We start from the raw sequence: 16080 nt of genomic DNA, 5'->3' as shown, positions 1-16080 counted from the left end.
CAAACTTGGACCATCTTACATCTAGCTTCAAAGCCAACACCAAACTGAAGGCCATCTACGCCGCCTAGCCGACCTCAAAGTCCTCGAAGTCGAACTCTGCGACGGGCGGCACTTTCATTTTTAAGTCGATAATAGAGCAATGCAGAAAGCCCGACAATGATGATCATTCAAACGGGAAACCCTCATCTGCCCAGTCTTTTTCTGACTGAATCCTACCTCTGTAATATACAGCTTGTTTCTTTGCCCAACTACTTACCCCGACCGATGTATGCTGCCCTAATTTCTCATAGAGTTCCAACCTCGATTGTAAATACGGCTCTGCCGAACCAATAATACTGTATGCGGACAGAAGTCTATCAATTTCTATTTGAAACCATTCTTTTGCTCCATATGAGTTTATCATCTGATACGTGAATGGATGCCATTCTGTCGCTGGGGCGTAAGTTTTGTCTGTGATTGGTAACATACCGACGAAACGCCTTACTGTTTCAGTCTGCTGGGTCTTACACCACTCCAATAGGATATCCAGATTGCCAGCTTCAAAGAGCGGCCCTTCTACTCCACCGTATATATGCGTTTGTGAGCCTAACAGCCTTTTAACTCTATAAAATTGAGTATCATCTGCTAATAGCTCACCGAACACAGGCCAGACTTCCGAAAAGTGCTTTTGAAACAATACACTTAGCAAGCGATATCCATCATACCCAATGTCGCTATTGTAGCTGTCTTCCTGATGCCGTAGGTAACGCACAAATTGGCTCAAACAGGTAAGGGCTGTTTCGGCAGATTCATCCCCATCTGCTACCCGTGCCAGTTCACTCATCCAGATGTGTACCTGATCGCTGTTTCCAATCGTTTCCAACAAGGTCTGATCAAACACCCACTGTTGGATACAGTCATCGAGTTTAGCCCGTCGGTTCTGTCGCTTAACGTCATCGTCGTTTGCATCTAGAATATAATTCTGGCTCAGAGCCAAGGCCATCCAAAGCCCTTCTGAGCCAAGTTTAGCGACCTTTTTGAGAAAATTTACGACGGTTGCAGTGTCATTTTTGCACAGCAACCTGCTATACATTAACGTACCCAGCCCTTCAACCGACCTTTGACCCGCCTGAATAATTGATAGGAGTGCATTGAGATACCGTGGTTGCGTGGTTGCGATTGGGACTAACTCGAATGCCACATTCAGCAAGCGTTCATCTTCTAAAAGGGTATCTAGAAAGGTCGTAGTAAACTCTTCACCCGCACTATTGATAAAGTTGCAAATAGGCTGCACCCAAACTTTTTCTTCTGATGAACTACGCAGATAGTTTAACCAATACGTGCTGAATTCCCATCGCTCTTGCTCAGTTAGTTGCGCAGCCAAAGCTTCCGTAAACATCGAAACGAAGTATGGGTGTTGCGCCGTCAGCAGATGTCTGGCAGTTTCCTCCCAAAGCTCTCGACGCTGAATAAGATCAGGTATCAGTTTTATTGATCGCTCCCGCAGACCATCGTCACCCAAACTACGGCGGTCAGACGGGTCTACATAACTATACAGATAAACGCGCAGTTTATCTTGTAAGCTGACCGGCTCCGTTTTCGCCACCATCTGAACTAAAACTTCTCTCTCCTCTGGGTTTAAATACCCCCTATCCAATGCCCATTTGGTACTTGACCGTAGTTCCTCTTTACCGTAGGTTTCAGTCAGCCGATTAAGGGCGGGGATCAATAGCCCAGCTTCTCCTTTTGAAGATAACCCTCTCAAAGAATGGATCAGGATACTAACGGCCTCGGCACTACTACTAGCTCCTGAAACGGCGACTTGTTCGAGCAGGGCAATGACTGCCTGCCAGTAAGTCTGAACTTCTGAGCGAGTTGGCTTAAACTCCTGCCAAATACTCAACTCTTCATCAGTATCGATTTGTCTGGTAATTCCCTCGGTAGCCAACGCCGCACGACAGGCATTTACTGCAAGTTTGGTGAGAGCAGGTTTAGACTGGTCGAAAGCCCATTGCAGGACGGATAAGCGTTCTGAAAAGGATGTTTCTGTACCCGACAAATATGTGAAAAATAATTGCAATAACGTATCTTTTAGGCTACTTGAGCAATTAGTTGGCTCAGTAGATGCCAACCTAAACAAAAGTCGAGTTGAATCTACGAAAGACGAGCGAAAGTGACAGAGATGCCGCAGGGTATATGTCAAATCCCATCGCGCAGCGTCCGCATTTTCCAACTGTTCATCAGGCACGTTCAGCAGTAAGCGACTCATACACTCTGCTACCGACCTAGGACTAATGACGGCAAAAAACCTAATGAGCAATGCACCATCAGGATGTAGCACGTTTTCAACCGAAAAGAAGCCGCCATCACCACATAATTGGCTTATTACCTGCTGAAGCGTGCTATTGTTTCCTAGAAACTTGAGACGTTGGAGCAGGTTAGAACGTAGTTTGGGGCGTTCTGCCAGAGCATTTAAAACCCCTACCATATCCTCCTTTCGAGCCGTCTCCCACCAATCAGAAGCCAGCCGTATAGCAAGTGGTTGTGGAAAGATTGATATATTCCGGCCTATGACTCTAACTATACCTTGTTTCTTGAAAACGTCAACAGTGTTAGCAAACTTCTTCCAACGCAGCATTTCTGAGCCTTCCAATGTGCATAACAACTCGCAATTAACAAGCCATTTGGCCTCATCGGCTCGTTCGCGTTCAAAACCGATTTCGGAGAATAGGGAGAGCGATTGCAAAATGGCCTGTTGTTCCTCTGTCATCTTCAACGATTCAAACAATCGCTCAACCAAATTACTGTTGGCAAGGCTCGTTACTGTATGTGCTTTGAGTTCCTGACCTCGTGCCAATACGACAGCCATCGCCGGTAAAGCATCTATCTGCTCAACAGTTCGCCGTATATCCAAAGCGTGGGCAAAAGGAAAACGGTGGCTCAATATCTCCTGACAAACCTCCCAATTCTCACTATCTGTCAGCGAAAGTTGCCTCACATGTTCATCTATGATGTTCTTTTCATCTATGGTTAGAGAAATGCTGATGAGCGATGATTGGCAACCTGTTCGAGTAATTAATCTGACGAGGTTTCGGTGAATGTTTATGGGTACGTTGTCGATTACGAAAACAAACCGTTCTTTAGTTGCTGTCAGATAGTCTACGCGATCAATAATATGGGGTACATTTTCTGCCCGACTATCATAATACAATACAGCCTGATTCACTGGCATTGTTTGTTGGTTCGCTGAAGCTGCTCTTATTGCTTCAAACACCATCCGTGACTTCCCGCCCCCTGACCTACCTGATAACCGAATGATCTGTCCAGGCCCCAAGGCCGTTTGTATTAATTGAAGTAGTTCGGAGTAAGTAGCCGTCTCAACAAACGGTACGAATGGCTGGACGTAGGACGTCCAATCCGAAAATGTTTGTAGCGGATAAAATCGCTCCTTACGCAGCGTCTCATGCTGTGCCAGTATGTTTCTTATGGCACTTTTCAGGCTCTTTGCTAATTCTTGCTTTATGCTGTTGAGATCACTATGAGGCCCCGCTTCAAATAAAATAGGATTGCGATCCTGCGCTATATCGAATGGAAAGGGCAGATCTTGGCTGGGCCTTCCGTAAGCCTCATTCATTACTTTGATGATACGCTGGTCGGGGACTCTTTGCCCTTGGCTCAAGAGCGCTTTGGCTTGTCCTAACTCAATAGCGACGTTGTTATTGATGCCCGCCTTCCTACGCGAATTAACCTGCTCTGTTTCATACGTATCGTACTGACTAACAAATGTGAGGTCTGCTATAAATATTTGGCAATCAGCGATTTTATTCTCAATCGAGCGGACAATATTGGAAGATCCGGCTTGGTTAGGGTTATCAGCTCGGTCAGCTTCGATAACCAAAAAATTTTCTTTTGAGTTATGATTGATCTGCTTGATCGCTTCTTTTATAGCCTCTTGGATCAGGTACTTATTGAATTTGGGATCAGTATCTGACTGCCACGAGAAGAAAATTTTGTACTGCATAATTTACTTAGTTCTTACTCTCAAAAATTTTACTGTAATCCTTCTTAGAAAACAATCAACCTGGATTTCCTCGTCAACGTACCTGCCGTCAGCAGGAGCGTGGCGTTGCCTGTCTTCCGCAAGTTTGCTATCGGGGTGTGCTGAGCCATTTCGGCCCGGCTGAGCAAGTTACCGAACACGTGGTAGGTTTTGGTCGCTTCGGGGTATAAAGAGGTGGAGGTTTTCATACGCGGGTCAACCACTGACTACGAACGCGCTAACCCTATCATGGTTAAAGATAACCATTTTTGTCAACGAATTACCCTCAAGTAAGGCGTTATTTTTTAGTATCTTGCACCATTTAGCGGGTATCAAAACCGGCGTACATCCCGTCGTTGACCGAAGCTCTATGGGCTTCTATCCAACCCAAAACACCATCCATGATTGCCAAAAAACTCATTGAAGTAGTAATGCCGATTCGGGAGGTATCTGCCGAATCGGTGCGCGATAAATCCATTCGGCACGGCCATATCAGTACGCTGCACCTCTGGTGGGCACGGCGGCCGCTGCCGGTTTGCCGGGCTGTAGTGTTTGCCTCACTCGTGCCTGACCCTGATGATCCGGCTTGCCCGCCTGTTTTCCAAGAGGCTGTCCGGCAACTGCTCGGGAGGCAAGACGACGGGCGTGACCCATACAAACCCTACGACGATATTCCGTACACGTCGGCCCACGACCCGATGGCCGACACGCTGCGCAACCGGCTGCTGATGTTCATCGGTAAATACTCGGATGCCTACACCGAGAATGCCATGTTGGGCAAACCCGATCCGGCAGCAGGTAAATTGTTGTCCGACTACTCACTGGTGAAATGGGAAACACGCCGAAACCCAACCCTGCTCAACAAAGCCCGCAAACTCATCTTCGTGGCCCATAACGCCCAACATGGAACGAATTCGGACTTTGCTAGGCTCTCGGATGAGTTTGACCGGCTGCTGGATGACGTGCGCGGGGCCGAAAAAGCCCTCTACCAAACACCCGACCGGCACGTTCCGGGCGAAGAGGTGGCTCAAAAGCAGGCCGCGCTGCAAACAGCCATCGATGCGTTTCTGGACCGGATGCCACGCGTTTTTGATCCGTTTGCGGGTGGTGGGGCCATCCCGCTCGAAGCGGCCCGGCTGGGGTGCCGCACTTTTGGTAATGACATCAACCCCGTAGCCCACGTCATTCAGCGGGGGTCTCTGGAGTTTCCGCAGCGCTTTGGTAAGCCCATTACCTACTCGAAAGCTGAGTTTTTGCGGCTTTATCCGACCGACAAATCGGGCATTAAAGCAGGCGATGCCATCACGACCGACACCACGCTGACCGTTGGCTCGTGGGCCGAGTTGCAAAGCCGGAAAGCGCAGTTGTTCGCCGACACCTGCACCCACGTGACAGTCACGAACCGGCTTAGCTTCGACGTGGACTACTACGCCCGCAAGCTGCTGGCCATGACTGAAGCCGAAGTAGGCCACTTGTACCCGAAGAACAGGGAGGGCAAACGGCCCATTGCCTACTATTGGGCCAGAACCGCTACCTGTGCTAACCCAAGCTGCCGGGCCGAGGTGCCGTTGCTGAAAGGCTTTTACCTCTGTGATAAGCCAGAGAAGAAGGTTCACCTAAAGCCGGACATAGAAGATGGCTACATTGATTTTGTAGTCAAAGAGGGCACCTCCCGGGATGAAGGGTTCGTACAGAGCCGGAAGAATCTGCGCTGTCCCGTTTGTGGAAACGCGACGGATAACGCCGAGTTGAAACGACAGTTCAATGCAGGTGATTCAAAAGAGCGGCTATTAGCCGTTGTTGACGAGCGGACGGTGAAGAAAAGCCGTATGCTGGGCGGAGCTGAAGTATTTACCGAGGTAACGGAGAAGTATTACCGCAAGCCTACAGAAGCCGAACTGAACGTGCTCAGCAACGTACCTGAACCGCAGTTGGGCGACCGACCAACGGAGCAGATGGCGGTTGGCAATACGAAGCAGTTTGACTTGTGCCCTTGGGGCTTTACCGAGTACGGTCAAATGTTCTCCAACCGGCAACTGACCACGCTGCTGTCAGTGGTTTCCAAGCTGAATGATTTGAAAGTCTCACTCCTCAATACGTTTGACAGTGAGTATGTTACCTCTTTGCAGACATACCTTGCTATTTGGGTAAATCGAATTGCCATTGCTAACACTACGTTCGGAGTGTGGCATACTAAAGGTGAGAAGTTAGAGCGTCCAATGGGACGTCAGGCAATCCCAATGGTGTTTGACTATCCAGAATCGATACCATTTTGTGAGAGTACAGGTAGCGCCTTAAACCAGCTTGAATGGCTGACACGGTTCATTGAGGATGAAGCAGTAAATTTCATCGCGGTAGAATGTCGCAATGCATCCAGTGGCGATGTAAGTCAATTCCCGGCTAAATACTTAGATGCGGTTATTACGGACCCACCTTATTATGACGCTATTGCCTACGCCGACCTGTCCGACTTCTTCTACGTTTGGCTTAAACGGACATTAGGGGATGTATTCCCGTTCAATTTCGCCTTCCCACAGACTCCAAAAACAGAAGAGTGTACCGCACTAAAGCACCATCATAGCGGCAGCGTAGCCCAGGCAAAACACCACTTTGAACAGAAGTTACGGCAAATCTTCTCGGCCATTGAGCAGCAAACACGGGGTGTAGTCAGCATTATGTTTGCCCACCAAAGCACCGAGGCTTGGACAACACTCTGCAACTCCATTCTTGGCTCCCAAATGAACATTACCGGTAGCTGGGCCATTGATAGCGAGCAAACGTCGGCTTTAAAGTCGGGTCTTTCGTATTTGGCCTCATCGGTAACGGTGTCGTGCCGACCGGTGGAGCGTACTGACGTGGGCGAGTACAATACCGTTCGTCGGGAGATTAGCAGTAAAGTGGCCGAGGAGGTCGAACTGCTATACCAGCTCGGCTTTCGGGGATCCGACCTCCTTACCGCTTGCTTTGGGCAGGCCGTGAGTGTATTCGGACACTATGAGGGCGTTCAGAAGCTATCTGGGGAAGGCATCACCGTGGCCGAACTGCTCACTTTGGCCCGCGAAAGTGCATTTAACAGCCTCGTACGTGGCTTCGAGGCTGACGACCTGACGCGCTTCTATTTGGCCTGGTTGCAACTCTACGGCTTCACCGAGTCGGACTTCGACGAGGTCAATAAACTAACCAAAGTCGGCTTGCAGGTCGATACCCGCGAGCTAATTAGCAATCACCTGCTCATTGGAGCGGGCAACAAGCAAACGCTGGCCACGTATCAGCAGCGCGTCGCGGCCGACGCCCGGCTGGGGTTACGCGATGACGGGGAGCAACCCGTCATCGATCGGGCGCATCGGGCCATGCACCTCTACGCTAAAGGCGACCGCGCTGCGCTGGTCACGTACCTGCAAAGTCACATCGCATCGGCCGACGATGCCGCCTGGCGCGTGTTGACCGTCCTGGAAGAACTGCTGAAAGGCACCGACGACCACAAACAGGCGTCGGGTCTGCTCAGCAACAAAGACAGCCTGCTCCGCGAAGCCCGGCACAAAGCTACCTCGGTAGGTGTGCAGGCCGAAATTGGGTTCTGATAATTGGCACCGGGCGTGCGTTCTCGTTACGAACTGGCTAATTGGGCAGTTGTCAACTGCCCAATTAGAAAAAGCCCGCTGCTGAATTGACAAACATATGCAAGACAACAAACTGCCCGATGATCTGAGCGTTTATAATCAGTTCATTGCCGAGCTAAAGCAAAATATTCTGACCCACCGTTACCGGGCGGCCAAAGCTGTCAACCGGGAATTGTTGTGGTTATACTGGCGGGTCGGAAATGCCCTTTCCCAGCGTGTAGAGGCCCAAAACTGGGGGGCTAAGGTATTGCAGAACATCTCTACCGATTTGCAACGAGCGTTTCCGGGTCTGCGAGGCTTCTCGGTACGAAACCTCAAAAATATGCGGCAGTTCGCCGAAGCCTACACCGATTTAGATCAATTGGTGAAAGCAGAGGACCTGTTTTTCAACGTTGGCTTCACCCACCACATTCTGCTGCTCAATCGCTGCAAGGACCTCACCGAGCGGTACTTCTACATGGAGGAGACCGTTCGGAACCAGTGGACGGTCGATACGCTGGAGTTTGCTATCGACGGCAAATTTTACCAGACACGCGGGCAGATGCCCAATACGTTTGCCACGTACCTGCCCGAAACCCTCAAAGCAACGGCCCTGCTGACGTTCCGCGACGAATATCTACTCGATTTCGTGAACGTTGACCCCAACGACGAGCGCGTATTGGAGCGGCACATCGTGCAGAACATTCAGCGTTTTCTGCTGGGATTGGGCAAAGGGTTCTCGTTTGTCGGCAGCCAGTACCGAACGCTGGTCGATGGCGATGAATACTTTGTCGATCTGCTGTTCTACAACCGAGTGCTGAAATGCCTGGTGGCCATCGACCTCAAAAAAGGTGAGTTCAAGCCGGAGTATGCCGGTAAGATGAATTTCTACCTCAACGCGCTGGACGAAAACGAGAAAATGCCCGATGAAAACCCCTCTATCGGTATTATTCTCTGCAAGTCTAAAAGCAAAACCAAGGTGGGCTTTGCTTTCAAGGGCGTTACCACGCCGATGGGCGTAGCGACGTACCGGCTGTCGGAAGAACTGCCCGGTGCCTACCGCGACGTGCTGCCTGACCCCGACACGCTAACCAACCTATTGAACGAACCATCTGCCAACGACGAAGGCGACGAATAGATCCAATCATTACGTTATGATACCATCCACTACCCAACGCGAACAACTCCGCAAAGCTCTAGACTTGGGCATTATGGCCCTGCGGCCACTTTTGGTCGCTAAGATGCATCAGAAAGTAGGCGACCACTGGCCCGATCTGTTTCGTGAGGGTCTCGGTCCCGAACAGAAGACCTTGTGGGACAACAACCGGCGCGACGGTAAACGCCCCGATCAACTCATCGACTGGGGGCAACTGCGCGGGTTTGCCCTGAAAAACAAAGATCTGTTTCCCGAGTTGGGCAAAAAGGCCAACAACCTGCCCGCTACGTTCTCGGAGATCACCGAGGTCAGAAACGTGCTGAGCCATGCCGGGGACTTGGACCCCGTGGAGGGCGATATGGTCATGAGTAAGCTCGTGCTGCTCATGCGCGACTTTGGCATGACCGAAGCTGCCGATCAGGTGAAGGCCCTTAAAGAAGCCGCCATACCCCTGCCTGCGCCCATCGAGGGCCCCTCAACCCAGCAACCGGCATCGGCTAGGGCCGTAGCTAAACCCCTGCCCTGGTTTACGGTCGTTCGTCCGCACGACGATATCCGACGCGGTCGACTCGATGAGTCGGTTTTTGCGGCTAACCTGTCCGACGTGCGCAACAATACCGGTCCCGACGTGTACCTGGACCCGGCCGTGTTTTTCCGCAAGACGCATTTCACGGCCGGTCTGCGGGCGATTGCCCGGCGTGTCGTGGCGGGTCTGAACGGTGATGGTGATGCCGACAATCGGGTATTGTCACTGCAAACCGGTTTCGGGGGCGGCAAAACCCACGCGCTGATTACCCTCAACCACATCGCCACGCAGGGCTTTCAGATCAACGACTTCCTGCCCACCAACACGCTGGAGGTCTTGCCCAACTTTAGAATGGCCAACGTGGCGGTATTCACCAATCAGACACTTGATGCCGCCCAGGGTCGTACCACGGAAGAGGGCCAAAAGATCCGTACTATCTGGGGTGAACTGGCCTACCAGTTGGGAGGCCTGGATGCTTACGAAATCGTCCGTCAGAACGACGAGCAGCGCACAGCCCCGGCCGGCCTGTTCCGCAAAATACTGGCTCAGACCAAACCCGCGCTAATCCTGATTGACGAACTGGCCGACTATTGCCTGAAAGCGTCGAGCCAGGTGGTGGGCGGCTCCACCTTAGCCGACCAGACTATTAGCTTCATGCAGGAGCTGACTGAAGCCGTGGGCGCGAGCGAGCAAACAGTGCTGGTGGTGACCCTACCAGCCAGCCGCACCGAAATGGGCGACTCCGACAAGGCGGCCAACGTGCTCTACGCCCTGCAACAGCGTGTGGCTCGGGTTGGTAAAGACACCGAACCGGTCGATAAGGAAGAAATCTTTGAGGTAATCCGCCGTCGGCTGTTCGATGACCTTGGCGACGAACGGATCATTAAAGCGGTGGTGGATGCCTATGCCGATCTCTATCGGGACCTAGGTACGGCCATACCGGTTCAGGCGACGCGTTCGGAATACAAGCAACGGCTGCTGAAATCGTACCCGTTTCATCCCGAACTGATCGACCTCTTTCGGCTACGATGGGCCAGTAATCACAACTTCCAGCGTACGCGGGGGGTTCTGCGGTTGCTGGCGTCTATAGTGTCAGACCTCTACAGTCGGCAGGGCAGCCTGACGGGTACCAACCTACTGATCCACCCCTCCGACGTTAACTTCGCCAACGTAGAGGCCGTTCGTAGCAAGTTGAAAGAACTGTTTGGTAACGGGTTCGACGCCGTCATGGACGCCGACGTGTCGGGTTCGGCATCCAACGCCTTCAAGATTGACGAGGACAACGCTGACTATCGCGCCCAGCGGCTCACCCAGGGTCTGACGGCTACAATTCTGATGGGTACGTTCGGGGCGGAGGGGGCCAACAAGGGCCTGAGCGTCGAAGAACTGAAGCTGGCGTTTCTGAAGCCAGACGGGTTCAACCATAACACCATCAACACGGCCCTCGACACGCTGGAAGAAAACGCGCACTACCTCTACTACACGACCAACCCGCGCCGGTACTGGTTCAACACCAAGCCGAACATCAACATCCTAATCAACCAAGCCAAACACCAAATCAACGAGGACGATGCCCAGGCTGATATCATTCGCCGGTTGAAGAGCAAGGCCCAGGGCGTAAGTGGCTTCAACTTACTGGTCAACCCCGACCCCGACAACGTACCCGAGCAAACTGCCCTGACGCTGGTGGTGCTGGGGCCGCAATTTGCGGTTGGGGCAGGAGCCGTAACGGGTGGCCCCATCGGCGGCAGCGTCAGGGCAGTGGTGGAGCGGCTGGCCACCAAACGCGGTTCGCAGGACCGCACCTACCGCAACACCCTGTTGTTTTTGGCCTGTTCGGAAGCCCTGCTCGGTAAGCTGCGTGGACTGGCCTGCGAGTATCTGGCCTGTAATCGAATCAAAGATGAGTACGGCAGTCAACTGGAAGCCCCTCAAGGGCGTGAGTTAAAGGAAAAGATAGACGAAGCCTCGAAACGCACCGAAATAGCTCTGGCGGAAGCTTACAGCATCGCCCTGAAGCATACAGCCAAAGAAGGTATCAAAGCCTTGCTGGTGGATGGCACAAAAGACAGCTTAGACACGCAGATTAACAGCAGCCTAATGCAGCGTCTGAAAGATGAAAGCTGGGTGCTCGACAGTATTGGCCCACTGGTGCTCCAGAACTACAACCTGATGCCGGTCGTAGGTAGGCCCGTGAAAGCTAAAGACGTTTACGAAGCCCTGCTCCGGTACGACGACAAGGTGATGATTACCCGACTCGACGTGGTGCAAACGGGCTTGCTGCGGTTCTGTCAGGACGGTAACCTCGCCATTGCTTCGGGTGATGGCAGCACTTGGGATAGGGTGTACTACAAAGAGTCGGTTCCGTTCTTCGATGTCAAGTCCGATTCGTATTGGCTGGTGGACAAAAGCACATACCAGGCGCCCGCTCCCGCTGCCCCCCCAACGGCCAACGAACCGGGTAGCCATCCAACATCCCCCTCACAACCCGGTTCGGGTGAGACGGCCGGCGGCTCAGCGCCGTCACAACCCGGAACGTCGGTGGCCACGCAATACCGCTCGTTGAAGGTCAGCGGCAAGCTCGACAAGCAAAACTGGACGCAGGCCTTCAACAGCTTTATCAACCCGTTCCGCAACCACAACATCGAGATTGAAGTGACTATAAAAGTCCACTCCACAGCCGCCGACCCTTTTTTTGAGAACGACCAACGCTACACCCTTATCAAAGAGTCATCGAAACAAATGCGGTTGGATTTTGAGGGGGAGGGTGAGTGATTTTTATAAAAACTTCATTCTGAGTTCAGAATGAAGTTTTTGTTTTTCGTAGGGTAGACGACACTCTTTCGTTAAGTATTTGAGGGTATTCCCTTTCAAACTTTTCCTTGACATCCTCATCTAACGTTTTCAAACCATTGGCGAGGTAGTTGAGCCTACGTTTATTAGTTTCAATTATTTCACTCCATGTCATCACGTACACCTCAATGTGTTTGCCGCTATTGACTTTCAAATCGTAAAGAAATGGCTGATTTGGGTGAGCAGCACGGGCAGAAGCCAATTTCGATTTTGCAAATTTGGTTACGTCCGTTGATACTAAAATGAGCTTGTAAACTACGTTTTCGCTGGGCAAAGCTGAATAGTCTTCGATAGTGAAGGCATACTTGTCAATCTGATTAAGTTCCTTCTGACTCAGTTTGCATTTTGGAGCTTTCAGCTCAACGACCATATACTCATGCTTGCCATTATCAAGGATCTTCTCGTTATAAAAGAAAAGATCGGTAATGTCGTTAAGCCCTGAGTGTTCATCAATACCGTCAATTATGTTGCCAGCTTCCTCGGAAGGTTCATAAGCAAGATGCTTATCTCGAATCTCATTTAAGATACCACCAATCTGTTTATCAGACCACAGCACAGGAGTTTCTGCGTAGTTCTCTCCGAAAAGCCATAGGTGTTGTTCGACTATCTTATGAAGTTGGCTTCGTTCACGTAGGACATTACCTACAGCTCCAAAAACTATATTATGCAGAAATTTGAGAAACTGATTTTTTGTGGCGACATTATTTGAAAATTGAATAACAGTCTCAAGATCAGTTTTTTGCAGGAGAGAATGAAACCTGTCAACTGTTTGGTTGTCGAGCTTCAGAATCTTTTCAAAGATATCTTGTATCTGCCCAGACCTGATCGCTCGATCCATTAATTCATAAAGTAAACCACGAATCTTGTTGTTACTTTCAAGTAATTTAAATTCGGTTTCTGCTGCAAAGGCAATCTGATTGAGCACAGTTTCATGCAGTTCGTTTAAGGCGGGATTATCTTTTAAAGGGTTTTCAGTATCCTTTTTAAAGTCCTTTTTGAACTGCTCAAATCGTTTATTCCGCTCGCGAAAGAAGTCATCGACTACCTCCTTCACTTTGTTTTTAAAGTTGGTAAACTGTTTATCTAATAAGTCATTGTATTCAATATTTCGGAATAAATCCACACGATTTAGGAAGGGTGATTCCACGTAAATGAACCATGTACCCATGTCAATCGTGTAAGAATTAGAGTTATACACAAATTCATGAGAGACTGACTGAATTCCTGCATTATCATGCTGTAGATAAATCTGTATTCTATTGATATCTGAGTTTACCTCGTAAAAAGTCACTTGTACGGGAAAAACTTCCCCCTTTGCGTCTTGATATTGTGTTTTTTTAATGAATGGGGTGCCTTTGACGAACTCTTCTCTATTGAGTTTTTCATCATTTACGTAAAAATTTACGTTATTATTAAAAATGAGGGACGGATACCGCTCAAACAAAGCGTAGCGAATAGCTGGTTGAAAAAAATCGCTACTGAGCATACGTTTTCGTTCGGTTTTACCATGACGACCGTGGTGAACATCATCAATTCGGACTTTATAATAGGTTGCTTCAGCTTGAGTCAGCACCTCTTCTTCAGAAACTATAGGAATTTTATCTAATTGGTTATCAGCGAGGTCTGAAGTATTTAAAACCATTAAAACTTTGGTGTGTCTTTGAAGTTTCGAATCGAAGCCAACAGTTTCAATAGCCATTCTCTCGCCAATCTGCAAAGCACCGAAGCGACCTACACCTTGTCCACCCGATTTTGACTGATTAGCTACTTCGCAAATTTTGGTATCAAATTCAGATACGGGCACACCTACTCCATCGTCTTTGATTTCTAGGTATTTAATCGGGGCATAATGCATTTCATCATTAGCAGGTCGACCAATGCTGATATAAATATTTTTACTATTCGCTTGAATTGAGTTATTTATGAGCTCACAGAAAGCACTGAATGTGTTTTTATACTTCGTCAGTACCTCATTAAGCATCCTTCCATTCGTAGTAAACTTGCGTACAGATGTAGCCATGTAGTAGGTCAGTGAGTGTAAGGAAAGCGTGGAACTGAATTGCAAAGATGCAAACAATATGAAACTAATGGTTACGCCAGGCTAAGGTGATCAAAGGGGCGAAAGCTTCATTCTCATCTTTCTGAACGTCGGTATGTCAATGGTGTTCCTTTTGCGCAGCTTCGATGAATTAATTGGGGTAACTACCTGATGCGTCAAATCCCATAGGCGATTAATTGGCGAATATCATTAGTTAACATAACAATGTCTATATTAGCTTCTGAGTTTTATTTCGTAGTCAATTGTCAAACCTCCATGGGCGTTAAACTGCTTATTTTAAGCCGATAACTATCAGTCGGAGCGGCAATTTTGGATATGACAATGATGAAAACAAGTCTCGCAGTACCCTCCGGGAATATACCCGTTTTGATTGATGCATCAATCAAAGCCCTGATTGAGCGTTTTGCGCGGGACCAGGATGTTATGGAGTTGTCGCGGGAGCTGTACGTGCGGACGCTGCGGCTGTTCATGAACTGGCTTTGGGCAAAAGGGTATGCGTTATAAAATCAGCCAGGCCAAGGTCTCAAGTCCACTCTGTACCCAGCCGACGAACTTGTAATTGACCAACTAGTGTGTTTCCATGTCCAGCACTCGAAAGCCGCCCGAGAAGTCTTGCACTAAGAACTCAACCGCGAGTTCAACGAGACGCTCCAGCGCTTTTCAAAAGTATGGCTGGCGCTGTCAGCGTACCCGACTGTTTCAACCACCTGACTACCTTTATAGACTCGAAGGCCTGGTCGATTTATAAATGTTGGAGGCTGAGAGGTACATCGACCTGTTTTATGTCGATGAATGGGGCTGTAGCCTGATTCCTGTGGTTCCCTTCGGGTGGCAGGCAGCCGGCTACGCCCTGAACGTCCTTGCCAGTCGAGTCGCCGATTGAATGTGCTAGCCTGGCTCACTCAAGCTGGCAATCTGGTGAGTTTCACGACGCCACTCAGCATTAATAGTCAGTTCGTGATTCGCTACGTGGATGAGTAGGTGAGCAGCTTGTGTCGATCCACAGTGTTGGTGCTGAACAATGAATCTATGCACCGTTCGAAAGCCTTCCAGGCCTGTTTTGAGTGCTGGCAGCAAGTGGGCTTGTATGTCTCTTCTCTGCATACAGGTCCCCTACTTGAACAAAGCTGAATGCTTGCGGCCGGTCTGTCTGTACGGTAAGACAAAGTATGACCGGGGCACCGGAGCGATGGCTGGATACGGCCCCAACATCCGTCATGAATTGCTGATTTATGCCGTCAAGCGTATTATGACTGACTTCGGTGGCAAATACAGGATCTGATTTACTCAATAGCATTCTATACTTAATTCTACCAGACTACTTAAAAAGTAAATATTTTAATTTTATAACCCGTTATATGACAGGCAACTGACTAATAATAACGCTTAAGTATAGTGGACAACTTTTACGTTTTTCTCTGTTTGAAGTGTAAAAACTGTCGACATTACCAAAAGGTAAGTATGGTGGAATTATATACTTATCCACAAGCTCGACTCCAATTTGCGATTTTAAGCAACCGAAAATATATTTATATATACTAAAATTTACTTTTTGTCAAGACTTTTGGCCATGTACGAGGAATAATAAGCAGGTAATGACGACACTTTTTACATCTAATGACGACACTTTTTACACGTTTTGCTGCATTTGCTCTGATTACACAGTATCACCCAAAAAACAACGATTTTAATCTATATGGGCAATCATTATTCAGTTTTCAATATGCTTTTTCAATAATTTTGACCCTTTACAGGCTTTTTTTTCTCTACGACGCTGAAATAGGGAGCTATTTATAAGCTAATGACGACAGTTTTTACGTCCTAATGACGACACTTTTTACATTCTATCCTGACACTTTTTACATTCTG

The 16080-nt window shown here is 49.2% G+C and carries 6 protein-coding genes; 4 read left to right on the top strand and 2 right to left on the bottom strand.

Features of this window, described 5'->3' with window-relative positions; all coding sequences use genetic code 11:
• Positions 1 to 163: 163 nt before the first annotated feature.
• Positions 164 to 4000 (bottom strand): hypothetical protein, encoded by a 3837-nt coding sequence (locus RUDLU_RS0125955; RefSeq protein WP_019991369.1) that lies wholly within the window; start codon positions 3998 to 4000, stop codon positions 164 to 166.
• 419 nt (positions 4001 to 4419) lie between these two features.
• Here RUDLU_RS0125955 and RUDLU_RS0125945 point away from each other — a divergent pair, with 419 nt between their 5' ends.
• The 3 genes from RUDLU_RS0125945 to RUDLU_RS0125935 all read left to right on the top strand — a co-directional run bounded on the left by RUDLU_RS0125945 (position 4420) and on the right by RUDLU_RS0125935 (position 12074).
• A complete protein-coding gene (locus RUDLU_RS0125945; RefSeq protein ID WP_019991368.1) occupies positions 4420 to 7599 on the top strand; it encodes a DUF1156 domain-containing protein in 3180 nt (1059 codons plus the stop codon).
• A 97-nt stretch (positions 7600 to 7696) separates the two neighbouring features.
• Positions 7697 to 8755 carry a PDDEXK nuclease domain-containing protein gene (locus RUDLU_RS0125940; protein WP_019991367.1) on the top strand — a complete coding sequence of 353 codons (1059 nt, stop codon included), beginning with the start codon at positions 7697 to 7699 and terminating at the stop codon, positions 8753 to 8755.
• 16 nt (positions 8756 to 8771) lie between these two features.
• The gene (locus RUDLU_RS0125935; RefSeq protein WP_027303393.1) at positions 8772 to 12074 is read left to right on the top strand and encodes a DUF499 domain-containing protein; all 3303 of its coding nucleotides are present in this window, start codon (positions 8772 to 8774) and stop codon (positions 12072 to 12074) included.
• Between the two features lie 25 nt (positions 12075 to 12099).
• Here the strand turns inward: RUDLU_RS0125935 and RUDLU_RS0125930 are convergent, their stop codons facing one another.
• Positions 12100 to 14172, bottom strand: coding sequence for an ATP-binding protein (locus RUDLU_RS0125930; RefSeq protein WP_019991365.1), 2073 nt, complete (start codon positions 14170 to 14172; stop codon positions 12100 to 12102).
• A 405-nt stretch (positions 14173 to 14577) separates the two neighbouring features.
• Here RUDLU_RS0125930 and RUDLU_RS29900 point away from each other — a divergent pair, with 405 nt between their 5' ends.
• Positions 14578 to 14715: a hypothetical protein gene (locus tag RUDLU_RS29900; protein WP_019991364.1), complete on the top strand. Its 138-nt coding sequence runs from the start codon at positions 14578 to 14580 to the stop codon at positions 14713 to 14715.
• Positions 14716 to 16080 lie beyond the last annotated feature (1365 nt).

Origin of the sequence: Rudanella lutea DSM 19387, assembly GCF_000383955.1 — a bacterium.
Lineage (GTDB): Bacteria > Bacteroidota > Bacteroidia > Cytophagales > Spirosomataceae > Rudanella > Rudanella lutea.
This window is presented reverse-complemented; position numbering and strand designations above follow the sequence as displayed.